At 66.8% G+C, this 25,216-nt stretch carries 22 protein-coding genes; 12 read left to right on the plus strand and 10 right to left on the minus strand.

Annotation, left to right across the window (positions count from 1 at the left end; genetic code table 11):
* Positions 1-249: 249 nt before the first annotated feature.
* Positions 250-921, plus strand: a complete 672-nt coding sequence (gene yczE, locus NS6_RS28315) for a membrane protein YczE (RefSeq protein ID WP_210747141.1) — start codon at positions 250-252, stop codon at positions 919-921.
* A 176-nt stretch (positions 922-1,097) separates the two neighbouring features.
* Here yczE and NS6_RS28320 read toward each other — a convergent pair whose 3' ends face one another.
* The 5 genes from NS6_RS28320 to NS6_RS28340 form a co-directional block, all read right to left on the minus strand.
* Positions 1,098-1,628 (minus strand): carboxymuconolactone decarboxylase family protein, encoded by a 531-nt coding sequence (locus NS6_RS28320; RefSeq protein WP_068048098.1) that lies wholly within the window; start codon positions 1,626-1,628, stop codon positions 1,098-1,100.
* A gap of 112 nt (positions 1,629-1,740) precedes the next feature.
* A complete protein-coding gene (locus NS6_RS28325) occupies positions 1,741-1,953 on the minus strand; it encodes a heavy-metal-associated domain-containing protein (RefSeq protein WP_068048101.1) in 213 nt (70 codons plus the stop codon).
* Between the two features lie 96 nt (positions 1,954-2,049).
* On the minus strand, positions 2,050-4,422 hold the full coding sequence (locus NS6_RS28330; RefSeq protein WP_068048104.1) for a heavy metal translocating P-type ATPase: 2,373 nt from the start codon (positions 4,420-4,422) through the stop codon (positions 2,050-2,052).
* Between the two features lie 41 nt (positions 4,423-4,463).
* Positions 4,464-5,420 carry a DUF8832 domain-containing protein gene (locus tag NS6_RS28335; protein ID WP_084471494.1) on the minus strand — a complete coding sequence of 319 codons (957 nt, stop codon included), beginning with the start codon at positions 5,418-5,420 and terminating at the stop codon, positions 4,464-4,466.
* Between the two features lie 19 nt (positions 5,421-5,439).
* Positions 5,440-5,655, minus strand: a complete 216-nt coding sequence (locus NS6_RS28340) for a heavy-metal-associated domain-containing protein (RefSeq protein WP_068048107.1) — start codon at positions 5,653-5,655, stop codon at positions 5,440-5,442.
* 210 nt (positions 5,656-5,865) lie between these two features.
* On the opposite strand from NS6_RS28340, the gene NS6_RS28345 reads away from it, so the two are divergent.
* Positions 5,866-6,138 (plus strand): CDGSH iron-sulfur domain-containing protein, encoded by a 273-nt coding sequence (locus NS6_RS28345; RefSeq protein WP_068048110.1) that lies wholly within the window; start codon positions 5,866-5,868, stop codon positions 6,136-6,138.
* A 73-nt stretch (positions 6,139-6,211) separates the two neighbouring features.
* The gene (locus tag NS6_RS28350; protein WP_068048113.1) at positions 6,212-7,660 is read left to right on the plus strand and encodes an MFS transporter; all 1,449 of its coding nucleotides are present in this window, start codon (positions 6,212-6,214) and stop codon (positions 7,658-7,660) included.
* A gap of 168 nt (positions 7,661-7,828) precedes the next feature.
* Here the strand turns inward: NS6_RS28350 and NS6_RS28355 are convergent, their stop codons facing one another.
* Entirely contained in the window at positions 7,829-8,389 is a 561-nt protein-coding gene (locus NS6_RS28355) for a GNAT family N-acetyltransferase (RefSeq protein ID WP_068048268.1), read from the minus strand.
* A gap of 321 nt (positions 8,390-8,710) precedes the next feature.
* Here NS6_RS28355 and NS6_RS28360 point away from each other — a divergent pair, with 321 nt between their 5' ends.
* The 5 genes from NS6_RS28360 (at position 8,711) to NS6_RS28380 (ending at position 13,077) form a co-directional block, all read left to right on the plus strand.
* Positions 8,711-9,553 carry an AraC family transcriptional regulator gene (locus tag NS6_RS28360; protein WP_245669539.1) on the plus strand — a complete coding sequence of 281 codons (843 nt, stop codon included), beginning with the start codon at positions 8,711-8,713 and terminating at the stop codon, positions 9,551-9,553.
* Positions 9,554-9,712: 159 nt separating this feature from the next.
* Positions 9,713-10,678 (plus strand): alpha/beta hydrolase, encoded by a 966-nt coding sequence (locus tag NS6_RS28365; protein WP_068048119.1) that lies wholly within the window; start codon positions 9,713-9,715, stop codon positions 10,676-10,678.
* Positions 10,679-10,688: 10 nt separating this feature from the next.
* The gene (locus NS6_RS28370; protein ID WP_068048122.1) at positions 10,689-11,564 is read left to right on the plus strand and encodes an enoyl-CoA hydratase/isomerase family protein; all 876 of its coding nucleotides are present in this window, start codon (positions 10,689-10,691) and stop codon (positions 11,562-11,564) included.
* Between the two features lie 103 nt (positions 11,565-11,667).
* Positions 11,668-12,366 carry a type 1 glutamine amidotransferase domain-containing protein gene (locus NS6_RS28375; protein WP_068048125.1) on the plus strand — a complete coding sequence of 233 codons (699 nt, stop codon included), beginning with the start codon at positions 11,668-11,670 and terminating at the stop codon, positions 12,364-12,366.
* Between the two features lie 39 nt (positions 12,367-12,405).
* Positions 12,406-13,077 carry an SDR family oxidoreductase gene (locus NS6_RS28380; RefSeq protein ID WP_245669540.1) on the plus strand — a complete coding sequence of 224 codons (672 nt, stop codon included), beginning with the start codon at positions 12,406-12,408 and terminating at the stop codon, positions 13,075-13,077.
* A 353-nt stretch (positions 13,078-13,430) separates the two neighbouring features.
* Here the strand turns inward: NS6_RS28380 and ligA are convergent, their stop codons facing one another.
* The gene (gene ligA, locus NS6_RS28385; RefSeq protein ID WP_068048131.1) at positions 13,431-15,422 is read right to left on the minus strand and encodes an NAD-dependent DNA ligase LigA; all 1,992 of its coding nucleotides are present in this window, start codon (positions 15,420-15,422) and stop codon (positions 13,431-13,433) included.
* A 725-nt stretch (positions 15,423-16,147) separates the two neighbouring features.
* Here ligA and NS6_RS28390 point away from each other — a divergent pair.
* Both NS6_RS28390 and NS6_RS28395 read left to right on the plus strand, forming a co-directional pair.
* Positions 16,148-17,401, plus strand: a complete 1,254-nt coding sequence (locus tag NS6_RS28390; RefSeq protein WP_068048134.1) for a cytochrome P450 family protein — start codon at positions 16,148-16,150, stop codon at positions 17,399-17,401.
* 345 nt (positions 17,402-17,746) lie between these two features.
* Positions 17,747-19,015, plus strand: a complete 1,269-nt coding sequence (locus NS6_RS28395; protein WP_068048137.1) for an FAD-dependent oxidoreductase — start codon at positions 17,747-17,749, stop codon at positions 19,013-19,015.
* Positions 19,016-19,139: 124 nt separating this feature from the next.
* On the opposite strand, the gene NS6_RS28400 is transcribed toward NS6_RS28395, so the two are convergent.
* Positions 19,140-20,252, minus strand: a complete 1,113-nt coding sequence (locus NS6_RS28400; RefSeq protein WP_068048140.1) for a helix-turn-helix transcriptional regulator — start codon at positions 20,250-20,252, stop codon at positions 19,140-19,142.
* 161 nt (positions 20,253-20,413) lie between these two features.
* Here NS6_RS28400 and NS6_RS28405 point away from each other — a divergent pair, with 161 nt between their 5' ends.
* Entirely contained in the window at positions 20,414-21,877 is a 1,464-nt protein-coding gene (locus tag NS6_RS28405; RefSeq protein ID WP_068048142.1) for an FAD/NAD(P)-binding protein, read from the plus strand.
* A gap of 304 nt (positions 21,878-22,181) precedes the next feature.
* Here NS6_RS28405 and NS6_RS28410 read toward each other — a convergent pair whose 3' ends face one another.
* Complete coding sequence (locus NS6_RS28410) at positions 22,182-23,069, minus strand: SDR family oxidoreductase (RefSeq protein WP_068048147.1); 888 nt, start codon at positions 23,067-23,069, stop codon at positions 22,182-22,184.
* A gap of 515 nt (positions 23,070-23,584) precedes the next feature.
* Between NS6_RS28410 and NS6_RS28415 the strand changes: the two genes are divergently transcribed.
* Positions 23,585-24,052: a winged helix DNA-binding protein gene (locus tag NS6_RS28415; RefSeq protein ID WP_068048150.1), complete on the plus strand. Its 468-nt coding sequence runs from the start codon at positions 23,585-23,587 to the stop codon at positions 24,050-24,052.
* A 152-nt stretch (positions 24,053-24,204) separates the two neighbouring features.
* Here NS6_RS28415 and NS6_RS28420 read toward each other — a convergent pair whose 3' ends face one another.
* Complete coding sequence (locus NS6_RS28420; RefSeq protein ID WP_068048152.1) at positions 24,205-25,209, minus strand: helix-turn-helix transcriptional regulator; 1,005 nt, start codon at positions 25,207-25,209, stop codon at positions 24,205-24,207.
* Positions 25,210-25,216: the final 7 nt, after the last annotated feature.

A 25,216-nucleotide genomic window follows, 5' to 3' on the forward strand; every position in this document is an offset into this window, starting at 1 on the left:
ACGGTACAGTTGCGCAGGTCCAAGTACTGCGGACATCACTCGATCGACCGACAGGAGAGGAAGCACCGTGAGCCAACGCGCTGTCGCATATCGCCGATTGCCCGGCGCCCGGGTCCGGCGCGCTCCAGCAACCGGCATAGCTGAGCCGATGCCAACGATTGCCGAGGCCCGAGAGTTGACGCCGGCGAGCGCCGGAAAGGCCGGGAATCGGCCTGGAGGTACCTCGCCTCGTGAGCGGAAAGATGACGAATGACTTCCGTAATTGAATTGAACAAACCATCCGGCTTCACGCCGGCCCGGATGACCACGCCGGACCGGCTCCGGGCCGGGCAAATACCTCTCAGACTTTCCATGCTCGTCATCGGGACAATTACATTCGGTGTAGCCACGGAATTTCTGGTGAAATCTTCACTGGGGGCGGCGAGCTGGAATGTACTTGCGGAAGGTATTTCACTTCTCACCGGCCTGACTTTCGGGTGGTCCACCAACATTATTGCTGTCGCCGTCCTGCTCCTCTGGATTCCATTGAAGGAGAGGCCGGGACTGGGGACATTCTTGAATGTCTTTCTCGTAGGCATTGCCGCGGACGCGACAGCCGAACTGATACCCTACGCCCATTCTTTCCAGCATCAATTGCTGTATTACAGCGTCGGCCTGGTGATGCTGTCCTTCTCTTGCGCGCTCTATCTCGGAGCACAGTTCGGCGCCGGCCCCCGCGATGGTCTCATGACCGGACTCGTTCGAGTGACAGGTAAGCCCATCTGGATCGTTCGTACCATTATCGAACTCTTTGTCGTTGCTATCGGCTTTCTACTGGGTGGAGTGGTTGGCTTCGGCACCTTATTGATCGCGATCACGATGGGCCCCCTGGTACAGCTGTTCTTGCGGGTGACTATCCTGCGGCCGGCCCACAACGTGTAGAAGTCGCAGATAACAGCCTCGAGCCGAGGAAGAGCGACAACGGCGTCAGCTCTGACTCAAATCTTCGGACGGCTCGCTCTCGCTCGAGTGAGACGCCTTGCCTCGAGGACAGCGAATGATCAGATGCCGACCGAAACAAGGACTGCTGACACGAGGAAGTCGGGCCCTGGGAGGGTCTACTGCTCCGGATCGTCCTCGGGTGTGAGCCCGGCGACGAGGTTGAATGCGCCGGTGAGAAGGTTGAGCGCGACAATGCCGACTACATCGGCGATCTCGCGGTTGCTGTACCCGTGGTCGCGCAGGGCGGCGATGTGCTCGTCGGTGACCGCGGTGGGATTACGGTAGACCCGTAGTCCCAGATCGATGATCGCCGCCGTAGCAGGATCGGCCGAGGTGCCCGCCTTCGCGCGTTGGATCTCATCCTCGGGGATACCGTGGGCTCGTGCGGCGGCGACGTGGGCGTCCATGCACAGCCCGCAGCCCTGCTGGGCCTGAACGGCGATCGAGACCCGCTCGCCGGCCTTTCGGCTGAGCTTGGCGCGTTTCATAGCGCGGCTGAGCTGGAGGTAGCCGGTCAGCAGTGCCGGCGAGTGGGCCATCGTCGAAACCATCTCGCCGATCCGGCCGTGCCGGGTGGTCAGGTCGGTGAGCAGGTCGCGGGATACGCCGACGGCGGTTTCGGGGGTGAGCGGGGCGAGTCGTGACACGTTGATCCTCCTTGTCAGGGTGATGTCGCACCGAACCGGCTGTGCCCCCGGACACCCGCCGCCACAGGGGCGGCGGGGCGAGCGCCGGGGGCACAGAGTTCGCGGAGCGTGATCAGTTGGTGGCGAGCTGGTACCCGGCTTGCCGGACCGCGCGCTGCACGTCCTCGTCGCTGACCGGGCTCTCGGTGGTGAGGGTGATCCCGCCGGTGGCGAGGTCGACATCGACGTCGATGACGCCGGGAATCTGCTCGACCTGTCCGGTGACCTTCCCGGCACAACTGCCGCATGTCATTCCGGCGACGAGGTAGGTGCGGTTGGTGGGCATGGGCGAACCTTCTTTCTTCAGTGTCCTGTCCGGGCCGGGTGACCTGCACAGAGGAGCGGAGGGCGTCCGGCTCGACGCCGGGGACGACGCGGAGGATCAGACCTCGACGGGTGTGCGGCGCTGCGGCTGGGGATCGCCGGCGGTGGGTACCTCGGACGTGCTGTCATTTGCTGCCTGGAAACGGCGCAGCCGCTGGCTGTTGGAGACGACGAACACCGAGGAGAACGCCATCGCCGCGCCGGCCAGCATCGGGTTGAGCAGCCCGGCCGCGGCCAGCGGGAGCGCCCCGACGTTGTAGGCGAACGCCCAGAACAGGTTTGCCTTGATCGTGCGCAGCGTCTTGCGCGACAGGCGGATGGCGTCGGCGGCGGCGCGCAGGTCGCCACGCACCAGGGTCAGGTCCGATGCCTCGATCGCCACGTCGGTTCCGGTGCCCATCGCCAAGCCGAGATCGGCCTGAGCCAGTGCGGCGGCGTCGTTCACACCGTCGCCCACCATCGCCACGGACTTGCCCTCGGCCTGGAGCCGTTTGACGACCTCGACCTTGTCGGCGGGCATGACCTCGGCGATCACGGTGTCAGGTCCGGAGTCGATGCCGACCTGCTCCGCAACTGCTGCCGCGACCGTGGCGTTGTCGCCGGTGAGCAGTACCGGGGTGAGCCCGAGCTCGCGCAGTTGCCGGATGGCCTCGGCCGAGGTGGGTTTGATCGCGTCGGCGACGATGAGGACGCCGCGTGCCTTACCGTCCCAGCCGACGGCCACGGCGGTCTGTCCCTTCTGCGAGGCCGTGGTCATCGCGGCTTCCAGCTCAGCGGGTAGGTACTGCGACCATTCGGCCAGCAGCCGCGGCCGGCCCACCAGCACGGCTCGTGTCGTATCGCCATCGGCGACGACACCCTGCACGCCCAGCCCTTCCAGATTGGCGAAATCCTCCACGGTAGGCAGATCGCCGACTCGCTCGGCCGCGCCCTTGGCGATGGCCTGGGCGATCGGGTGTTCGGAAGCGTTCTCCAGCGCTCCGGCCAGACGCAGGAGCTCGTCGGTGTCCTCGCCATCCGCGACGATCGCGTCGATGAGGGTCATCTGCCCGGTGGTGACGGTGCCGGTCTTGTCCAGCACAACGGTGTCCACCCGCCGGGTCGTCTCCAGCACCTCCGGTCCCTTGATCAGGATGCCGAGCTGGGCGCCGCGGCCGGTGCCGATCATCAGTGCCATCGGCGTGGCAAGGCCGAGCGCACACGGGCAGGCGATGATCAGCACGGCGACGGCGGCAGTGAATGCCGAGGAGAGGGCGCCGCCCGTGCCGGCCCAGAACCCGAACGTGGCAAAGGCCAGCAGAATCACGATGGGCACGAAGATGCCGGAGAGGCGGTCGGCGAGCCGCTGAGCCTGGGCCTTGCCGTTCTGAGCATCCTCGACCATCCTCGCCATCTGGGCGAGCTGGGTGTCGGACCCGACACGGGTGGCCTCGACCACGAGCCGGCCACCGGCGTTCACAGTGGCGCCGACCACGGTGTCGCCTGCGCCGACCTCCACGGGCACGGACTCGCCGGTGATCATCGAGGCATCGACCGCGGAGGAGCCCTCCACGATCCGGCCGTCGGTGGCGATCTTCTCGCCGGGGCGGACGATGAACCGGTCGCCCACGGTGAGCTGGTCGATACCGATGCGCTCCTCGCGGCCGTCGCGCAGGACGGAGACCTCCTTGGCGCCGAGCTCCATCAGCGCGCGCAGCGCGGCTCCCGCGCGGCGTTTGGAGCGGGCCTCGAAATAGCGGCCGAGCAGGATGAACGTGATAACTCCTGCGCCGACCTCCAGATAGATGTTGCCCGCGCCGTCGCCGCGGGCGATGGTGAACTCGAACGGGTGGGTCATTCCCGGTTCGCCGGCCGTGCCGAAGAACAGGGCGTACAGCGACCACAGCAGCGCGGCGCCGGTGCCCATCGAGATGAGCGTGTCCATCGTGGCGGTGGCGTGCTTGAGGTTGGTCCAGGCTGCCCGGTGGAACGGCAGCCCGGCCCACACGATGACCGGTGCGGCCAGCGTCAGCGAGAGCCACTGCCAGTAGGTGAACTGCAGAGCGGGGATCATCGCCATCGCGATCACCGGCACCGCCAGCACTGCGGAGACGATCACTCGGTTACGAAGTGCGCGTACCGGCGCGTCCTCGTCGTCGGGCGCCGAGGCATCCGAGCCGCCGGAGCCGGTCGCGGAGGCCGCGGGTTCGGGGGCCTGCGCGGTGTAGCCGGCCTGCGCGACCGCCTCGATCAGGTCGTCTTGCTGGACACCCCCGTCATAGACGATCTTGGCTTTCTCGGTCGCGTAGTTGACCGTCGCAGTGACCCCGTCGAGCTTGTTCAGCCTGCGCTCGATGCGGTTGGCGCACGAGGCGCAGGTCATCCCGCCGATCGCGAGTTCGACCTGGTTAGCGGCGCTTGGGGCCGACGTCACGTCATTGGGCGCACCCATCGCTCATCCTTTCTCGTAGAACAATTCGCCGGTGGCGATCGTCAGCCGTGATTGCCGTGGCTGTCGGAGTCTTCGCTGCCCGGGGCACTTTCGCCGGGTCCGGAGCCTGTGGCATGCACCGTGAAATCCACGGTGTGCACGGTGCCTTCGTGCTGGAAGTCGAGGAACAGCCGGTACGCACCCGCCGAGGGAGCGGTGGCGACGAAAGTGACGTCCGGGCCGGGCTCGGTGGTGCCGTCACCCGGTTCCCCCTCCGGGTGGACGTGCAGATAGCCCAGGTCGCCGACACGGAGGGCGACGAGGTGGCCGTAGGCCGCCAGATACGGCTGAAGATCGGTGACCGGTTTGCCGTCCCGGCTCACCGTGAGGGTGAGCTCACCGGCTTCGCCGGGCACCATATCGCCGTCGAGGGTGACCGTGTAGTCGCCGGTCTGCGCGGTCCGGTTCGGCTTCGGGAGCGGTTTCGGGTCGTAGCCGCCGGCGACGGCGGTGTCGATCCCGAGCGTCATCGTCTCGTCGTGGCCGGTGGGGTGGAAATCGGCGAAGAACCGCCAGTCTCCAGGGGTCAGTTCGAGCTCGGCGCGCCACGTTCCCGTCTTGTCCATGACTGGATGCACATGCTGGAAGCCGGTGGTGTCACGCCGCACGGCGATCAGATGCAGCTTCTTCTCATGGGTCGGTTCGAACTCGGTCACGGGCTTCCCGTCGGGGCCGGTCACCTGGAAGGTCACCTTCCGAGTGCCCGCCTCGAAGATCGTGGAGGCCGGGTTCAGGGTGTAACCGTGTTCGGAGACCAGCAGGCCGCCGGGGCCGTCGTGTCCCTCGTGTCCGCCCTGGTCGCCGCCGCTTACTTCGTTCGTCATGTCCTGTCCGGCCGAATGGTGTGAGTTGTCGCTGTCCTGCCCGATCGGGCCGACTGCATTGCCCGCACCGAACGCGAGACCGGCCGCAGCGACCAAAGCGATCCCATAGCCGCCGAGCTTCATCGGTGTGTTCATGGATATACCTCCCGACTGCTCAGTGCTCGTCGGCGACGCCGTAGCCGGCGGCGGCGACTGCCTCGCGGATGTGCTCATCGCGGACCGATTTCTCGCTGGTCACGGTGAGTCGGCCGGAAGCCAGGTCGACGTCGACATCGGTGACGCCGGGGACCTCGCCTACTTCCTCGGTCACCGACAGCGCGCAGTGACTGCAGGTCATCCCGACGACGGTGTAGTCCTTCGCGGTGCTCATGGTCGGTTGTTCTCCTTCTCGATCGGTCTCGGGGTCAGGCTCGGACGAAGCGGGCGATGGCGCCGGAGACCCCCGACTGCCACTGTGCAGAAATACTATACCCCTGTTGGGTATTTATCTCGCACAGTACACCATACCCCCCTATGGTATGCAAGATGTACGCCGGGCACCACACCGACGGCGAGCTCGAGCGAGTGAGAAGGACCGCCCATGACAAACGACCCCACTCCCCCCTCGCCCACACCCGAGCAGCCACCGCCGACGACCATCAAGACCGTCGACAACGGGCCGCTACAGGTGAAGGGGCCGATCCGGATCGTCGACCACGACGGCACCAGCTACGACCTGGGCCGCAGGCGGACCGCCTTTCTGTGTCGCTGCGGGCGATCCGACACGAAACCTTTCTGCGACGGCGCCCATGCGAAAGCGAATTTCGTCGCCACCGAACGCGCTCCCGCACCTGAGCCGGACGAGAAGGTCTGACCCCTCACCGAGAACCGGAACGACCGGCTTCGGCGCCACGTCATATACCCCTTACGAGTACGGAGTACGAACCATGTCAACGGCAAACACACCCCAACGAAGCAATGCCAGATGGTGGGCGCTCGCCCTGATAGCCCTGGCGCAGTTCATAGTGATCATGGATTCCTCGATCATCGGAGTCGCGCTGCCGCATATGCAGGCCGACCTCGGCTTCACCCAATCCGGCCTGTCCTGGGTGTTCAACGCCTACGTCATCGCGCTGGGCGGCATGCTACTGCTCGGCGGACGGCTCTCCGACCTGTTCGGGCCACGGCGGATATTCACCACCGGATGGGTGGTCCTCGCCATCGGCTCGCTGGTGGCCGGATTCGCCACCGATGTCGGAGTCGAGCTGACCGGGCGCGTCCTGCAAGGAGTGGGATCGGCACTCATCGCGCCGGCGGCACTGACAATGCTGATGATGCTGTTCGGGTCGAACCCGAAGGAGCTCACCAAGGCAATGGCATTCTACGGCGCGGCTGCTCCGGCCGGTGGCACCGCCGGAGTGTTCCTCGGTGGCGTGATCACGGAGTTCATCTCCTGGCAGTGGGTGTTCTTCATCAACATTCCCGTCGCGGTCATCGCGCTGATCGCCACCGGCCCGCTGATGCCGGGTGGCAAGCCGGGCGCGCACGGTTCGGTCGACGTGTTCGGCGCGCTGACCGTCACGCTCGGCCTGGCCGCTGTCGTATTCGGCATCGTCCGCGCCGAGGTCGCAGGCTGGAGCTCGAGTGAGCCCTGGATCGCGATCGGGATCGGCGTGGTGCTGCTGGTCATCTTCTTCGTCTCGCAGAAGGTGAAGGCCGAGCCGCTGATGCGGTTGTCGATCTTCCGCAGCCCCAACCTGGCGTCGGCCAACGTGGCTCAATTACTGCTGGGGGCGGCGTGGATTCCGATGTGGTTCTTCCTGAACCTCTACCTGCAACAGGTACTCGGCTTCACCGCCTTCCCCGCCGGCGCGGCACTGCTGCCCATGACGATCCTGATCATGATCGGCATAATCGCATTGGCTCCGCGGATCATCGCAGCCCTGGGCCCGAAGGTGCCCATCGTCCTCGGCCTGCTCGTGTTCGCCGTCGGCCTGGGCTGGATGTCCTTCATCCGGCCCGACGGGAACTACTGGGTCGATGCCTTCGGACCATCGCTACTCGTAGCGTTCGGGCAGGTGCTGGCCTTCATCCCGTCGCTGGAGACCGCCATTTCCGCGGCACCGGCCGAAGAAGGCGGGCTGGCCTCCGGCATCGTCAACACCAGCTACCAGGTCGGCTCCGCGCTCGGCCTCGCCGTCGTCACCGCCGTTGCTGCGAGCTATGGCGCCGGCCGGCTCGGTAACCCCGAGGCACTCACCAACGGGTTCTCCGCAGCATTCATCGGTGCAGGCGTCATCGCCCTGGTCGGCGCGGTCCTCACGCTCATCACATTCCGCACCCGAAGTGGCGCACCCGAGCCCGACTCGACCGAGCCCAGCCCGGTAGCGGGATGAACACCTGGGTCCGGCCGGATCACATCACGACCCGGCCGGGCCCGGCGTACCTCCTCGGCGACGCCGGCCTGCCGCGCAGGCGGATCCGGATCGGCGGGACATCCACTCGAGTGTCTCGCTGATTATGAAGCAGCTCATCGAGCGGCTGCCGATGGTGGCGGAATTGGATCAAGCTTTGAAGGTGCGCAGGTGGGCAGAGGCGAGGGTCTGCTGCGCGCCGTGCGCCTCGAATGTAGTGACGGGTTGGAACCCGAGGCGAGTGGCGAGCTTCAGCGAGCGTCGGTTCGCGGTCTGGGTTATGACCAGGACCGGTTGGTCCGGTAGTTCGTCGGCGGCGGCACGAAGCGCTGCTGCCGACGCTTCGAAGGCGAGGCCCGCGCCCCAGGCACTGCGCAGAAGGAGATAGGTCAGCTCCAGCTCTTCGCCGTCTTCGGTGAGGTGGCCGGGTTCTTCGGCGGACCTGCGATTGAGCATCAACGTACCGATGAGAAGGTTCGTCTTCTTGTCCGCAATGACGAAGACGCCGGGTGCGGCCGTCACATTGACGATGCCGGCCGCATCGAGGTATTGCTCGACAGCGTTGCGAGGCCGCGGACCGCCGAGGTATGTCCGTACTTGGGGATCGGTCTGCAACTCGATGAATCCGTTGCGATCGCTGTCGAGTGCCTTGCGCAGTAGAAGGCGCTCGGTGGCGATTTCGGGGAGGGAGAGCGTAGACAGTTGGCTCACGAGGTGAGTATGGCTGAGGTTGAGCCGTTCAACCATGTCGGCCGTGCTTCAGCCGAGATCATGGCCCAGGCCGGCATCGAAGGCGGCGGCGCCGTCGCGGCGTTTGCCTGCCGCCGGGTTTCTGCCGACACTGGGAGACATTCCGCAGTAGCCGTTTCCCTGTGTCGTACCGAGAGCAGGCGCATGCAGACCCTCTTCGATTCCGGACAGTTCGCCCCGGCGGATCGCACCGAAGCATTCCAGACTGTGATGTCGGAGGCTTCGGGATTAGTACACCGAATCCGCTTCCTCACCGAGGAGCCGCCGTGCCATCGAGCCCGCATGTCCGGGAACCAACTGGACCGTGACGTCCTCTTCATGCACGAAGTCAGCACCGGCATCGTGCATGAACGCACCACAAAGCACCTACGCCGGACCGGACCCGAGCGGATCGCTTTCGTCCTCCCCGACGCCGGCCACGGCTACTACGAACATGACGGTGTCAGCCGCCCGTTGCGTCGCGGCGACCTCTACGTCACGGATCTGAACGCCACCTACAGCTACTACCGCCGGAACACGGGCGAGGCCAATATCATCCAGATCGAACGCTCCCGTCTGGAGGTCAGCGCCGAGACAATCCGCCGGGCCGATCGGCGTCTGGCGCACAGCCCCTTGTACGGCCTGGTCCGCGACCACCTGGCCTCGCTGTCCAACCAGGCCGCGCTGCTGATCACCGACCAGGCCCGTGCGGCTGCTGCCGAAGCGACCGTCGCCCTGCTGAAAGGACTTGTGACCAGCGCGTCACAGGACGATCCCCGGTATCACCCCGCGGTCCAGGACCATCTCATGGACCGGATCCTGCTCTACCTCCGCATGCACGCCACGGATCCCGACCTCAGCGTCACCGAAATCGCTGCGGCTCATGCCATCTCCACACGGAAATTGTTCCAACTGTGGCAGTCGCAACCGCTTTCGCTCAGCGAAACGATCATGCAGCTGCGTATGGAGTCCGCTCAGCGACGCCTGATTTCACAGCCGAACCTCACCATCGCCGCCGTGGCCCGCGCGTGCGGGTTCATCGACGCATCGCACTTCTCTCGCCGCTTTCGCAGTGTTCTGGGCTGCACGCCGACGGACTGGCGCGCCCGGCATCGCGATGATCCTCCCGGGCGCCGGCGCGAATAGGGCGGCGGCTCAACCAGATCAAACCACTTGGCGGATCAGCTGATTCGGATCTGTGCACGCTTGGACCCGGGTCGTGCACGATCAGCACATCCGGGTATCCACGGCTTGTGCCACGCTTGCCACGACAGCGATCATCCGTCACCAAAGGGAGCCGCAATCGTGCCCGAATACGTTCCGACGCCTCCAGTACTCGAGCCCGCAGCCGCCGAGTTCGCGGCGGCGACCGCGAAGCCACCGTTCCTGTTCGATCTGGGCCCGGTCGAGGGCCGCAAGACTGTCGACGAGGTCCAGTCCGGCGATATTGCCAAGCCCGCAGTCGATGACGAGTGGGTCTCGGTCAGCGGTGGGCCCACCGGCTCCGTGGATGTGCGCATAGTCAAGCCCGCCGGAGCCACCGGCCCGCTTCCCGTGATCATCTACATCCATGGCGCCGGCTGGGTGTTCGGCAATGCCGGCACCCATGATCGCCTGGTCCGTGAGCTCGCTGTCGGCACTGGCGCCGCAGTGGTCTTCCCCGAGTACGACCTGTCGCCGGAGGCCCGATACCCCGTCGCCATCGAGCAGAGCTACGCGGCGGCGGCATGGGTGGCGCGGCAAGGCGCCGAACGCGGGCTGGACAGCACGCGCATCGCGATCGCGGGTGACTCGGTGGGCGGCAACATGTCCGCCGCGGTCACCCTGCTCGCCAAACAACGCGGCGATATCGAGTTCCGCCAGCAGGTGCTGTTCTACCCGGTGACCGACGCCGCCTTCGACACCCCCTCGTACCACGAGTTCGCCGAGGGCTACTTTCTGCGCCGCGACGCCATGCCTTGGTTCTGGGACCAGTACACCACCGACCCCGCAGAGCGCGCGGAGATCACCGCGAGTCCGCTGCGCGCGAGTGTCGACGAGCTCGCCGGGCTGCCGCCCGCACTGATCATCACCGCCGAGGCCGACGTGCTGCGCGACGAGGGCGAAGCCTATGCCAACAAGCTGCGCCGCGCCGGGGTGCCCGTAGTCGCCACCCGCTACCAGGGCGTCATCCACGACTTCGTCATGCTCAACGCCCTGCGCGATACCCACGCGGCCGAAGCCGCGATCGGACAGGCCATCGCCACACTGAAGAACGCACTGACGGCCTAGGAAAACACCGATGACATACAGCGGCTATCAGACCCTCGTCGTCCGTGTGGAAGACCGGGTCGCCCGGGTGACCATCGACAACCCGCCCGTCAACACTCTCGACGGCGCGCTGGCCCGCGACCTCGGGGCATTCGCCACCGAGGCGCGTTCCGACGACGATATCGCCGTAATCATCTTCCAATCGGCGAACCCTGAGTTCTTCTGCGCCCACGCGGACTTCGAGTGGTCGTTCGACCCGAGCATGCTCACGGCACTCGCCGACCCCGATTCCGACTCATCGCTCAACCCGTTACAGCAGCTCAACGAGCGGATCCGTGCACTTCCCCAGGTGACGATCGCGAAGCTGCGCGGCTACGCCCGCGCCGGCGGCATCGAGCTGGCGATGGCCGCGGACATGCGATTCGCCGCAGCCGACCGGACGTGGCTGTCGCAGCCGGAGTCGCTGATGGGCATCTTCCCCGGCGGTGGCGGCACCCAGTACCTCAACCGCCTGGTCGGACGGGCCCGCGCGCTGGAGATCGTGCTCGGCGCGGAACTGTTCGAGACCTCGCTCGCCGAACGCTACGGATGGCTCAACCGCGCAGTGCCCGATGAGCACCTCGACGCCTTCGTCGACTCGCTTGCACGGCGCATCGCAGCGTTGCCGCCCGGAGTGGCCGCCGCGGCGAAAGAGGCACTGGACGCGGCCGAAGCGAGCGGACCTGTCCCGAATCTCACGGAGGAGGCGGCCGCCCATGCGAAGGTGTACCCGTCCCCTGACGACGTCGTCGACCGGCTCCGGGTGGTGATGACCCACGGCGGGCAAACCCGTGACGGCGAAGTTCGGCTCGAACACCTGCTCGAGGCCGTACCTTGGGCGCACAGATCCCCGACGACGCACCGCTGACCATCGAGTTCGGCCATGAATCGCTTTTTCTTGCGCCACCCGACCGCGTACTCACCCTCGTCGTCTCATCCGAGTCGACCGACCCGATAGAAGGAGCCATACCGTGAAAGTTGCCCTCATTCTGACCTCGCACGACGAACTCGGCACCACCGGCCGCAAGACCGGCTTCTGGCTGGAGGAGCTGGCCGCCCCGTACTACCTGTTCAAGAACGCCGGCGTCGACGTCGTACTCGTCTCTCCCAAAGGCGGGCAAGCGCCGCTGGATCCCAAGAGCAACGAGCCCGGCTTCCAGACCGACCTGACCCGGCGTTTCGAGACCGATGCCGAGGCCATGGCCGCGCTGGCGAACACAGTGCGCCTCGACTCGATCTCGGCCGACGACTTCGACACGGTCTTCTACGCGGGCGGGCACGGCCCGTTGTGGGATCTGGCAGAGGACGAGCACTCCGCCCGGCTCATCGAGACCATCCTGCGTGCGGGCAAGCCGCTCGCTCTGGTCTGCCACGCGCCCGGTGTACTGCGCCACACCACCAATCCCGACGGCACCCCGCTGGTCGAGGGTAAAAAGGTCACCGGGTTCACCAACTCGGAGGAGGCCGCCGTGGGACTGACCGAGGTGGTCCCGTTCCTGGTCGAGGACGAGCTCACCAGGCTCGGCGGCATCTACTCCAAAGTCGGCGACTGGGAGCCCTACGTCCTCCAGGACGGCCTGCTGATCACCGGGCAGAACCCCGCTTCCTCCGGGCCGGCGGCCGACCGGCTGCTCGAACTGGTCGACGAGGTCAACAGGGCGCGCGCATGAGCGGCTACGTCGTGATGCCGCTCGCGCAGCGCTGGAAAAGTGAGTGACGAAGTGAAGGTCTTCATCGTCGGAATCGCCGGTGCCGTCGGTTCACGCCTGGCGCGGCTGCTGGTCCTCGCCGGTGACCAGGTAGACGGACTCTACCGACGCCCCGAACAGGGCGAACGCCTCGCCGCGGACAACATCCACGCCACCCTGGGCGACCTGACCCGCCTCGACGTGCCCGCCCTGGCCGACCTGCTGCACGGCACGGATGTCGTGGTCTTCGCCGCCGGCGCCGGCGGCGAAGGTGGCGCCGGCGCCACCACGGCCATCGACGGCGCGGGACTGACCACCGCCATCGAGGCGGCCCGCCTGGCCGGCACCCGCCGGCTCGTACTCGTCTCGGTTTTCCCCGAAGCCTGGCGTGGGCGTGAAGTGTCCGCCACCTTCGAGCACTACATCGCCGTGAAGAAGAAGGCCGAAGCCGAGCTGGCAGCCACCGACCTGGACTGGGTGATCCTGCGCCCCGCCGCGCTGACCGACGAGCCCGGCACCGGCCGGATCAGCCTCGCCTCCGCACTGATCCACACCGAGATCACCCGTGACGATGTGGCCGCCACCCTCGCCGGACTGGTTCACACGCCCGGAATCCGCCACAAGATCCTCGAGCTCACCGAGGGCTCGACACCGATTACGGACGCCGTCCGGGAACACACCACCACAGGGTGAGATCTCCGGCCCCCACCAAGAGATTCATAGGACTCGGTGGCCCGGCAAGGCCCCAGCAGTGGGCACCGTCTCCATCAACGGCCCCGTGACATATCGCCGCCGGTCGACCCAGCGATCCGTGATGTCCGAATAGACGGCTGCATAGGAAGGAGCTGTGCAACCACACCATGGCCCGCGAAACCACCACCGCACAACACACAGAATTGGTACCCAACCGTGGGCAGGTCATCGACCGTTGGAGTGCACCGCGACGCCCTGCTCGTAGAAACCCGATCAGCGGGCGACTCGCTTCGACGGTCCGCGCCGGCTCACAAGAGAGTGGCGAGCCGGCAGCTAACGCCCACGCACCGGGGTCAAACGACTCCGGCAGCGATCAGCAGCGTCCAGATCTCGCCCTGGTCCACGACCTCGACGCCGAGTTTCTCTGCCTTGGCCAGCTTGCTGTCGCCGACACCCGCACCGGTGATCAGCAGGTCGGTGCTCGCCGACACCGAGGACACTGCCGTGGCGCCCGCCTTCTCGCACAGCCGTTGAAATATCGGGCGCGCAACCTTTTCCCCGGAACGCGGATCGCTGATCGCGCCGGTGATAACCACCGTTTTGTCTGCCAGCGGCGCACCGGACGCGACGACCGGCGGCAGGTCCTCCGCGCGGACGTCCAGGCTCACGCCCGCAGCCCGCAGTCGCTGTAGTTCCGGACGCAGGCGGGTGAGGTGCTCGTTCAGGGAGGCAGCGACCTTCGGGCCGATGTCCTCCACCGCCACGAGCCGTTCCGTGCCCGCGTCGGCCACGTCTTCCAGGGAAGCGAAACCCGCGCGGGCGAGGCGGGCGGCCGTTCCCTCCGAAGCCATCGGAACAGCCAGCCCGATCAGCGCACGGCGCAGCCCGACCGTGCGGCTCGCATCGATCGAATCGATCATGCGTGCAGCCGACACTTCGCCGATCCGGTCGAATTCGAGCAGACGTTCCTTGGTCAGCGTGTAGAAGTCCGAGGGATGTTCCAGGATCCCGGCGTCGGCGAGGCGTTCGATCCACACCTGTCCGACAGCGTCGATATCGGCCGCCGGTCGCGAGGCCCAGTGGATGAGCCGGCGCACGGTCTGCGCGGGACAGGAGACGTTGGTACAGAACAGTTCCCGGCTGTTGCCCTGTTCGATCACCGGCTGCGAGCACGAGGGACAGGCCGAGGGCGCAACGATCTCGCGTTCCTCTCCCGTGCGTTTCGAGGCGTCGAGCACGCCGGCGACGAACGGGATCACATCACCCGCCCGGCGCACCAGCACGGAATCGCCCACCTTGATATCGCGGGCACGGATCACTTCCTGGTTGGCCAGCGTCGCCTTGGTGACCGTGGTGCCGCCCACGAACACCGGTTCGAGCCAGGCGACCGGGACGATCTTCCCTGTCTTGCCGACATCCCAGACCACCTCGTTGAGCAGGGTGGTCTTCTCCTCGGCGGCGAACTTGAAGGCCAGCGCGCCGCGCGGAGAACTCGACCGGGTCCCGGCGGCGGCATATGCGTCCCGGTCCGCCAGCCGTAGCACCGCACCGTCGATGTCGTAGTCGAGATCGTTGCGGCGCTGTTCGATCACGGTGATCGCCGCCTGTGCCTGCCCGGCGTCGGTACACACCCGCATCTGCGCGCCCTCGATTCCCAACGCCTGCAGACCCGCCTCGAGGTCGGGCGCAGCCTGCCCTTCGGCCTCGTCCAGGTCGAAGCCGAAGAACTGCAGTCGCCGCTGAGCGACGGTGGCGGGGTCCTTCGCCCGCAGCGTCCCGGCGGCGGCGTTGCGCGGGTTGATCAAGGGTTTGTCCGGGTGAGCGGTGTTGTAGGCAAGGAACGTCGAACGCAGCATCACAGCCTCGCCACGCACCTCCACCCGCCCCGCAACATCGATCCGGCCCGGCACACCGTCGACCAGCGCCCGCACCAGCGCGGTGACATCGTCGCCGGTGGTGCCGTCCCCACGGGTCACCGCACGCATCAGCCGCCCGTTCTCGTAGACCAGGGCCAGCGACAGGCCGTCGAGTTTCGGCATCACCACCACCGGCTGTCCGGGAAAGCGCTCGAAGAACGCCGCCACCTGCTCCGGCGTGGTCGCCTTCTCCAGTGACAGCATCGGGCGCGAATGCCGGACCGGGGCGTGCAGCACGGTGGGCGCCCCGACCTGCTCCAGCGGATTCGGGTCGGGCGTCAGGTCGGGATGTGCCGATATCAGGGCCCGCAGTTCGTCTTCGACGTCGTCGTACTCGGCGTCGGCCACGTGCGGCGAGCCCTGGTAGTAGGCATCACGCAGCATCATGACGCGGTCCGCGAGCTGCTGAATACGTTCCCCAATGTCCACGGCATCAGACGCTACCGAGGTCCACCGACACCGTGGTTCACCGGCGGCACCGCGCAGTTGTGCGCATTGTGCTGTATACGGCTGTGACCGTCGCCGCCACGCCGCGCCGCGCACTCCGAGATCGGCATCGATGGACAGGCGTTCCAGAGGGGCGCCACAATGGGGCCCCGCGGCAATTCAACTACCCGAACGGTACGAACGCGGGCTACGTGCTGCCCGGCCGCGGCCACGCACCGAACAAGCTATCGGCGGCCCGGTCTGGGTGGTGATTGCCTCGGCCTGCCCGAAGTCGAGGCGGGATCGGCCGCACCACAGCCGGTCTCGCGCTCGCCGAGGGCGGGGGCCGATGCCGACGCGACGCGCCCGGCCCCGGGGCCATATCCAGTCCGTCTCCGCAGCCGCGAGACGAACGCTGCCGACCTGTTCAGCGGCGTTGTCCCGCCCCGTCCACGCTCATTCACCGGCTCACACCGCGGATTTGCACCTGTCTGCGTCACGCGGTTGGAGGTTTAGTAGACAGCGACCAAGGCTAGTCCGTGAGCGGGCTTCCTGGTTCACCCGATCGAAACTGCTCGACCGCTCGCTGATGCACTCCTGATTGATAACTCGTTCCGGACGGCATCGCTCGCAAGTCAGATCGTTCGCCGAAAGGACTGAGGGACTGTGCACTACATGGATTCGAGCTCGGCCACCGTTTCGCCCGATGGCCGGCGGTGACCGGCGCAATGGAAATCCTCGAGCTGACCGACGACTTCTACCAAGATCCGCATGCCACCTACCGGGCGCTGCGTGAGCGCGGTCCCCTGCACCGAATTCGATTGGACGGTGTACTCGGCTGGCTGATCGTCGATCACGACGTAGCCAAACAGGCCTTCGCGGAGCCGACCATCAGCAAACGCATCGGGTCGCCCGAGGGGCAGGCTGTGCTGGCCAAAAACGGTGCAGCCGAGATGTTCAACACCGCCATCAGCGACAACATGTTGTTCGCCGATCCGCCACAGCACACCCGGCTGCGCCGTCTCGTGGCCAAAGCATTCGCCGGTCCTGCCATCCGCGATCTCCAGCCGAGAATCACCTCGATCGCCGACACCCTGCTCGACGATATCAGCGCGCGAACGACCGTGGACCTCATCGACAGCTACGCGTTCCAGCTACCGACCGCGGTGATCTGTGAACTGCTCGGAGTCCCCGATGAGGACAAGGAAGATTTCCGTTCGTGGACCGCCGTCGTCGTCAGCGACTCGGCCACGCTCGAGGAACGCGCCACCGCCGGGGTCAGCTTCTTCACCTACCTGACGAATTTGATCGCCACCCGCACCGACGACCCCCGCGACGACCTGCTCTCCCAACTGATCATCGCGAAAGACCACGAAGACCGCCTGGACGATCACGAACTGATCGCCATGCTGCTCCTGCTGCTGATAGCCGGGCACGAGACCACCGTCAACCTCATCGGTAACTCGGTACTGGAGCTGCTCCGCGATCCGGCACTGGCCGGGCGGTTGCGCACCGATCCCGAGGCGATACCCGCCTACCTCGAGGAGATCCTGCGCTGTCACGGGTCGTTGCACGTGGCGACGGCTCGCTACACCACCGCTCCGATCACATTGGGCGGTCAGGACATCGACGCGGGCGAATTCATCCTGATCTCGCTCGCCGCCGCCAACCGCGACCCGGCGCGCTTCGCCGACCCGGACCGGATCGACCTCGAAAGAACCGAGAGCCGGCATATCGCCTTCGGGCACGGCATCCATCACTGTCTCGGCGCCGCCCTGGCCCGCGTGGAGGCCACCACCGCGATCTCACGACTGCTGGCCAAGTTCCCGGAGATATCGCTCGACGGGGAATTCAGTGATCTGACGTGGCGAAAAAGCCTCCTGATCCATGGCTTGACCAGCCTGCCGGTTCGACTGTCCGCACCCACTGAATCCCATCCCGTGTCCATCGCTGACGCGGACCGCTTCTCTTTGTCGGTCTGACCCCAGCGGTGGAACAACTCCAGTGTCGCCCCGCGATCCCGTCCGCTGGCGATCAGGCGCCGTAACCCGCTTCCGGAGCACCCGGCGAGAGCCACACCGCCTGCGCCGTGGTCGCCGACAACGGCTGCAAGCTTGCTTACGTAGGGGCTCGCCACTCGCGGCGACGACCGGGTATCCAACGCCCTGGATGAGCAGCAGCCACCACCGGACAGCCGAGCCATATCGCCGACCCCTGGATGGCGGTCGGACCATGATTCGGCCCGAAAAAGCCGGCCGGGGTCGTTACGTGACCGAGTAGCATTTCAGGGAGACCTCCCGGCCCGCGGCGATCGAAGGAGGCGTCTCGTGGAACGGACAACCTGCTTGGTGGCCGGCGGCGGGCCGGCGGGACTGATGCTGGGTCTCCTACTCGCCCGAGCCGGTGTCGAGGTCACCGTGCTGGAGAAGCACAAGGACTTCCTGCGCGATTTCCGTGGCGATACTGTGCACCCCACCACCCTCGACCTGCTCGACGAGCTGGGCCTCGGTGCCGAGTTCGCGAAACTGGGCGCCCGCGAGTTACGGCAGATCGTGTTACCGATCGCGGGCGGTACACAGCCGCTCGCGACGTTCGAGCACCTGCCCGGCCCGCACAAGTACATCGCGATGGTGCCGCAGTGGGACCTGCTGGACCTGCTGGCCCGCACCGCCGTACCGGAACCGACCTTTCATCTACGGATGAGTACCGAAGCGACCGAACTGATCCGGGTCCAGGGCAAGGTCACCGGCTGCGCCTACCGGACGGCCGACGGCGCGACCGGCACGATCCACGCCGACCTCACGGTGGCATGCGACGGCCGCGCCTCGGTGCTCCGGGCTTCGACCGGACTACCCGCGCGGAGCTGGCCGACACCGATGGACGTGTGGTGGTTCCGTCTCCCGCGCACCGCTACCGACCCCGCCGGAGCGCTCCCCGTCGTCACCGCGCGCCGCGCCGCCGTCATGCTCGACCGCGGCGGCTACTGGCAATGCGCCACACTCATCGCCAAGGGTGCCGACGCGGAAGCCCGGCGTGGCTCGGTCCAGGACATCATGCACAGCATGGCCGATGCCGCACCCTGGCTCGCCGACCGCCGCGACGCCCTGACCGGCTGGGACGAGGTGAAGCTACTCGATGTCCGGCTGGATCGGCTGAGTACCTGGTACGTCGACGGCCTGCTCTGCCTCGGCGACGCGGCGCACGCGATGTCCCCGGTCGGAGGCGTCGGCATCAATCTCGCGATCCAGGATGCCGTCGCCGCCGCCCGGATACTGGCCGCACCGTTGCTCGCGGGCACCACGACGACCCGCGATCTGGCCCGGGTACAGCGCCGCCGCCTGATCCCGACTGCGGCGATCCAGGCCGTACAGCGGGTGCTGCACGCCCGCCTGATCATGCCGGCTCTCACCGGCCGGGTCGAGATCGCGGGCGCCCCGAGCGCTCCCCGGAGCCTGCGATTACTGCGCCGGACACCGGTGGTGCGCAGCATTCCTCCGTATCTACTCGGCCGCGGGGTGTTGCCCGAACACGCGCCGGATTTCGCGCGCCGTCCGCCCCCACGGACCGCCACCGGGCCGGACGAGCCGGGTACCTGACATCCGAACTCAGCGTTTCCGATGCTGCGCAACGCGGCGTCGCCGGGATGGTGGCGGACGCTGAGGGTGGTACCGAATCTGTGACAACCAGCAGAAGAAGTCTCGAAGTCAGTCGAGGGAACACCTAGTTCCTTTCGACACGAAGGGTGTCGCGGGCATTGAGGGGTTGCCGGAACTCGGTGAAAAGAAGCGCTACCAGCTCGCCGCGGCTGCTGACGTCGACTTTGTCGAAGATGGCCTTCAAGTGATCACGGACCGTGTGCGGTGACAGGTGCAGCTGGGCGGCTATTTCGCGGGTCGACACACCGCGCGCGACGAGTTCGATGACGTCGAGTTCGCGGCGGGTCAATTCGAAGGCGGCCGTCACCAATGCGGCGATCTCGGAGGGTTTGGCGGGTTCGATGACCAGCGCGGTCGAACTGCCGCTGCCGTCGGCGGCGCGCAAGCACGACGCATGGCAGACCAGCCAGTGGCCGGTACTGGCGCGGATCCGGATGCGGGCGCTGCCGCCGGTGAGCCGGGCTCGACCGGCCGTACTGAGAATCCATACCGGCAGCGGGATCTCGATGCCGAGCGGTGTGGTGGTGGACGGGCCAGGCGGCATCCGGTCCATGAGTTCCCGGGCTTCGTCGTTGAGCGACACCAGATTGCCGTCGGCGTCGAAGAGCAACATGCCGGGCGCTCGGGCAGTGTCTTCCGGCGTCGCCGCGGTCGAGGGTTGGAGGTAAGAACGTAGCCGCTGTGCCAGTGGGGCGGAAAGGGATTGGATGAACGCGATATCGGTGGCGTCGAATTCGGCGCGTCCGCGCTCCCGGAACAAGCTGAGCTGACCCCAGGGTTGGCCGTCGATTCGGAAGACCGCGCGTAGTTCATCCTCGAGACCACGGGGGCACATGAAATTACGGTAGAGCGGGCTACGGGCTGGGTTGCGCCCAGTCGCAGCCTGTAAGCCCACAACCGGGACCGTTGCGTGCGCCAGGTCGCGGAAGCGATTGACGTGTTCGGCGAACAGTTCCGATTCCCAGTAGGTGCCGCAGCCGCCCTCGTGCAGGTTCTCCACCCGTACCGGGGCAGTGGTCAAGCCATTGATCGGATCGGTGGCCACCCACACCGCGGCGTCGAAGGGCACGATGCGGCGCAGGCGTGTGGAGGTGTCGGCGAACAGCGTGTGCGGGTCCGGTGCGGCCGCGATGTCGCTCAGCATTGCCACTTTCGCATGGCGGGCCGGTGTGGTCATGCCTGCCATCCTGCTGGGTTCACCGCTTGTCCGCCCTCCCTCATATGAGGGGGAACCGGCATTTCGTCCCGCGCATTCCCCTCATTCGGGGGATGGGATCGGAAGCCGGCAGCACGGACGCTGGTCGAGGCATCGGACGGTGCCGGACAAGGAGTTGTGCCATGCGTATCGGATTGGTTGGGGCCGGAGCTGCCGGAGTCGGGCTGCTCGACGCACTCGCAGCGACGGAAGGAAGGCCGGACAGCATCATGGTATTCGATGGCTCACCGGCGGTGTGGCGAGGACGCCCATATCAGCCGGATGTCGAGGCGGTGCGGGTGAACGCGCCACCCGTGATCATGTCGATTCGGGCCGCAGACCCGACGCACTACCAGCGGTGGCTGGAGTCACATACCGACGCGGCGGGCTACCGCGACGAAGCGCTGGGGCAGATTCTGGTGCCGCGCGCACGCTACGGCGAATACCTCGAGGACACGGCCCGAGCGGCGATCGACGCACTACGCAGCGCTGACTGGCAGGTGAGTGTCGTCAACTCCCGCGTCACCGGATTCACGCGGCGCGCCGAGGATGGTGGCGCGCTGTTGCACACCGAGGGCGGCGCCCGGGTGCCTGTCGACCGCGCGGTGCTGGCGGTCGGAAACGGCCGCCCCCACGACCACTACGGCCTGACCGGCGCACCCGGGTATGTGAACGAGCCCTACCCCATGGCCCGCACGCTCGCCGATATCGAGCCCGGAGCGCATGTGGCGGTGATCGGCAGCGGGTTGACTGCCGTCGACAGCGCAGCCACCTTGGCGGCGAAGGGGCACACCGGCCCGATCAGTTTCGTATCCCGCAGCGGGACACTGCCGTCCGTGCAGAAGCGCCCGGCCCGACTGGAGTTGCGGCATCTCACCCCCGCTGCGGTCCTTGCCGCAGCCACCAGCGGAGCTCTCACCTTCGACCATCTCGCCGGCCTCATGCGCGCCGAACTTGCCGGCCTGGGCCAGGATTTCGACACCTTCGCCGCCGAGATCCTGGCCACCGAATCCGAACCGCCCGTCGACCGGCTGCGCCGGCAATTGGCGGAGGTCGAGTCCCCGCACCATGGGTCGCGACTACTCACGATGGCCATTCGCGTGGCCGGACCACTGGCCTGGCAACTGCTGCCGGAGTCCGATCGAAGCATGTTGCGAGATCGGCATTTCCGCACCATCAACGGCCTGAGTTCACCGATGGTGCCGCACAACGCGAAGATCATCCTGCGCCTCCTGGATTCGGGACAGCTACGCCTGCGGCCCGGGGTGACCGAGATCGAGGCGCGGCCGAGCGGCGGCTTCACGATCGTCGACGGACGCCGGTGGACCGCCGATGTGGTCGTCAATGCCGTCAACCCGACCGCGTATACAACACCTGCCGACACCGAACCGCTGATCAACGCGCTACTCGCGGCCGGTGCCGCCGAACTCCATCCGACGGGTGGACTGACCGTCGACCGAGATACCCGCGCCACATCGATACACGGCCACCCGGACCCGACCTGGCACGTACTCGGCAACCTGGCCGCCGACTCCATGTTCATCGCCACCAACCCACCCGGCCTGGCTGCCGAGGCAAACCGGCTGGCCCGCATACTGGCGGCGTAGCCGATCGCCCTGCCCGGCAGCCGCGCCCCCGCAGCAGGCCGATGTCGGCGGCACCGGCTCAGGCCGGGTCCAGTGGGTGGATCGAGGCGAGTTCGGCCGGCCAGGGGGGTCATCCAGCCCGCCGGGTTGTCGATGGGCGCCCGCCCGCCGATGCCGGCCGGCTTTCACACCGGCAGGTAGCAGTGGTTTCGGGATCGCCCACTGGGCATCGGTCAGATTCGCACGGCAAAAGGTTGCGCTTTCGCGTGGTGAGTATGCCGGTCCGCCGACCGCAGGCAGTGGAGGGAGACCGGGCGTGATGCCGTTACGAAGATCGTTTCCGCCGAGCGCGCAGTCGACCGAGAAGGGACCAGGTGATCATCTTGGTGGTGGCGACCACGCCATAGGAGACACCGTCCGAGTAGGGTTCGTCGCTGCGGAGGGTGGCGTCCGCTCCGCCGTCGATGAAAATGATCTGGCCCGCCATGAAGGAGTTTTCCGCACTGACTGCCCAAGCGATCGCATCGGCTATGGGTTGGACAGGGCCGGGAAAACCGAGTGGTTGAGGAAGTGCCTCGGCGAGTACTTTGACTCGAGCGGAATCGGTCAGCATGGTTCGACGAGCGGTGTCGGTATCGACGATTCCCGGAGCGATTACGTTGACCGGTATACCGCTACCTGCCCAATCTTCGCCTGCGGCATGCCGCCTCACCCAACGATTGAGCGCGATCTTGGTAGACCGGTAGATCACCGCGCCCCGCTTGCGTGCTACGGCCCGCTGGGCCGCTGCAACCGCGGCAGCCTCGTCGCCACCGAGTGCCGCTGCCACCAGATCCGAGTCTCCCGATGACAGCGAAGAGGCCGACGAGACCAGCACGACCCGGGGCGCGGCGGATTCGAGCAGCGATGGCCGAAGGCCCTGCAGTACCGCGAGGGTTCCGAAGTAGTTGACGCTGACCGTCGCCGGTGTCGGGGCGGCAATGCCGGCGACCAGTGCCAGCCCGTCGATGCCGGTGGAGGCGAGCCGGGTCACGCTCTCGACGAGGGCTTGCCGGCCGTTCGCTGTGCCGATGTCGGCCCGGACGTCCATATCCTCGCCGACACCGCAACGGATCACCAGCCCTCCCGCTTCCTCCAGGGTTCGCGCGGCTTCGGCGCCGATACCGCTATCGGCGCCGGTAACTACGTAGGTGCGTTTCCTGTGGTCGCTCATGACACCCTTACATCATTGATTGCACTAGTGTATTTATACACTAGTGCAATCAATTGCTGGGCTGCCGTAGGCGATGCCGGGAGGTTTCCAGCCCGCGCGAACGGTCGATGTGGACGCGCGCCCTGGAGGCCGAACCAGTCCCGGCCTACCGCGAGTCGGGAGTCACGCCGACGGGGCTGGTACGACCCCGCCGGGATACCGGTCTACGACCTGAACTGTGGCCACGCCAGACACGAGACGAGAGCTCGCGATGACCGGCCGGGCAGAGTCCTCGCCTGTGCGGGCAACACCGCCTCCAAACGCAACCGGTGTTCGTCGTCAGATCTCCACAAGCCATCCCGTGATCGGTTTCACGCGTCTGATCAACGCCCCATGCTCAGGGGGCTTTCAGGTGTTGGCTCCGGTCGCATCCGGAAGATCCCCCTTTGACCTCAACCACACTCGAGGTCATACGGTCTCTTCACGACCTGCACGACGTGCAGGCTCCGCACCGAAGTACCAGAAGGGGACACCACATGACGACCCAGCAGATCTCCGACGCCGAACTCGCCGGACAGCCCGCTGCATATTGGACCGGTGTCGCCTACGAAGCGCTCATTGCGTACACCCGGACCCAGCAAGCCGAAAAGGGCTACACCCAGCCCCAGTTCTGGCTGCTGCGCAATCTCTCGGAGAACGACATCTCACCAGACGGCGAGGGAATGACCCTTCCCGAGCTGCAGGTGGCCATGACCTCCTACATACGGCCCGAGGATGACCTCGCGGCGGAGGCCGAGGTGCTCGTGGAGCGCGGCTGGCTGACCCGGGATGCCGAGGACCGGCTGTGGCTGACCAAGGAGGGGGAACAGGCCCGCGTCGACCTCGCGCGCAACGCCCCCGCGATCCGCGCCGCCCTCCACGAGGGCATCGACGACGCCGACTACGTCACCACTCTGAAGGTGCTCCAGCAGCTGATCCGCAACTCCGGCGGGACGGCCGCCTAACAGACGGCGGGGCCGGGCACAGCACCCGGCCCCGGGGTCGTGGCAGGTCAAATGACACCGCTGCCCATCGAGGTCACCGCCGCATGCGCACCCCGCCCGGTCTCCCGCGCGAGGAGCACCGGGGGTAACGCCGGTAGCGAAGATCACCCGTCCTACGCTCGGTCGCCGATCGACCTGTCGCAGACGAGTCCGTTTCCGGTCGCTCGTGTGGCGGCGAGGAGCCCGGATCCCCAGTCCTTCATGAGGTCGATGGCTTCGGGTGGTCCGTGCACGATGAACGGTGCACCGATCGAGACGAGGCAGAAGGCCGCCCAGTCCAGGGATTCGGCGGCGATATGGACCTCGCACGAGCCGGAGTCGATGGCGGTGACGGTGCCGTAGTGGACGATTTCGGCTCTGACGCGTTCGGCGCGAGCCTGGATGGTGGCGTGCACCCGGTACTGCGATGGCATCGACCCGATCCGGTCGCGGACATATTCCACCGGATCGCCGCCGGGCAGGCGGCGCGGTGCGAATCGTGCGCCGGTGCGGCGTGGTTGCGCGATCCGGTCGATCCGGAAGGTGCGCCAGTCGGTGCGATCGACATCCCAGGCCACCAGGTAGAGGCGGCTTTCGACATTGACGATCTGATGCGGTTGGACGGTGCGCTGCGAAGTGGCCGCGTCGCTGCCGCGGTAGGAGAACGAGACGGTATCGGCGTCCCGGCAGGCAAGCGCGAGGGTGGTCAACGCGGTGACATCGTCGATCCCGGCCCGATGGTATCCATCACCGGTGGGTGTCGCGACGGCCCGCAGACTGTCGATCCGGCGACGGATACGAGCGGGAAGGACCTGGACGATCTTGGCCATGGCACTCATAGCGGCTTCCGCGGAGGCGGGATGGACGCCGGTGGCGATCTCCTTCAGCCCCAGCACCGTCGCGGCGGCCTCCTCCTCCCCCAGGACCAGTGGCGGCAGGCAGGCACCCGCACTGAGCTGATAGCCGCCGCCGGTCCCGCGCGTCGTGACGATCGGATAACCGATCTCCTGGAGACCGAGCACGTCACGCCGGACGGTCCGCTCACTGACATCGAGCCGGCGCGCGAGGTCGGCACCGGACCAGTGGCGACGGCTTTGCAGGAGACCGAGAAGCTCGAGAGTGCGAGTGCTGGTGGACACACCCCCG

The sequence above is a fragment of the Nocardia speluncae NBRC 108251 genome, assembly GCF_001613245.1.
In the GTDB taxonomy this organism is placed as follows: domain Bacteria; phylum Actinomycetota; class Actinomycetes; order Mycobacteriales; family Mycobacteriaceae; genus Nocardia; species Nocardia speluncae.

Coding starts and splice junctions, on each gene's coding strand:
- yczE (WP_210747141.1), top strand. CDS start 250: ATGACTTCCGTAATTGAATTGAACAAACCATCCGGCTTCACGCCGGCC.
- NS6_RS28325 (WP_068048101.1), bottom strand. CDS start 1,953: ATGCCCACCAACCGCACCTACCTCGTCGCCGGAATGACATGCGGCAGT.
- NS6_RS28330 (WP_068048104.1), bottom strand. CDS start 4,422: ATGGGTGCGCCCAATGACGTGACGTCGGCCCCAAGCGCCGCTAACCAG.
- NS6_RS28335 (WP_084471494.1), bottom strand. CDS start 5,420: ATGAACACACCGATGAAGCTCGGCGGCTATGGGATCGCTTTGGTCGCT.
- NS6_RS28340 (WP_068048107.1), bottom strand. CDS start 5,655: ATGAGCACCGCGAAGGACTACACCGTCGTCGGGATGACCTGCAGTCAC.
- NS6_RS28345 (WP_068048110.1), top strand. CDS start 5,866: ATGACAAACGACCCCACTCCCCCCTCGCCCACACCCGAGCAGCCACCG.
- NS6_RS28350 (WP_068048113.1), top strand. CDS start 6,212: ATGTCAACGGCAAACACACCCCAACGAAGCAATGCCAGATGGTGGGCG.
- NS6_RS28360 (WP_245669539.1), top strand. CDS start 8,711: ATGTCCGGGAACCAACTGGACCGTGACGTCCTCTTCATGCACGAAGTC.
- NS6_RS28370 (WP_068048122.1), top strand. CDS start 10,689: ATGACATACAGCGGCTATCAGACCCTCGTCGTCCGTGTGGAAGACCGG.
- NS6_RS28390 (WP_068048134.1), top strand. CDS start 16,148: ATGGAAATCCTCGAGCTGACCGACGACTTCTACCAAGATCCGCATGCC.
- NS6_RS28400 (WP_068048140.1), bottom strand. CDS start 20,252: ATGACCACACCGGCCCGCCATGCGAAAGTGGCAATGCTGAGCGACATC.
- NS6_RS28405 (WP_068048142.1), top strand. CDS start 20,414: ATGCGTATCGGATTGGTTGGGGCCGGAGCTGCCGGAGTCGGGCTGCTC.
- NS6_RS28410 (WP_068048147.1), bottom strand. CDS start 23,069: ATGAGCGACCACAGGAAACGCACCTACGTAGTTACCGGCGCCGATAGC.
- NS6_RS28415 (WP_068048150.1), top strand. CDS start 23,585: ATGACGACCCAGCAGATCTCCGACGCCGAACTCGCCGGACAGCCCGCT.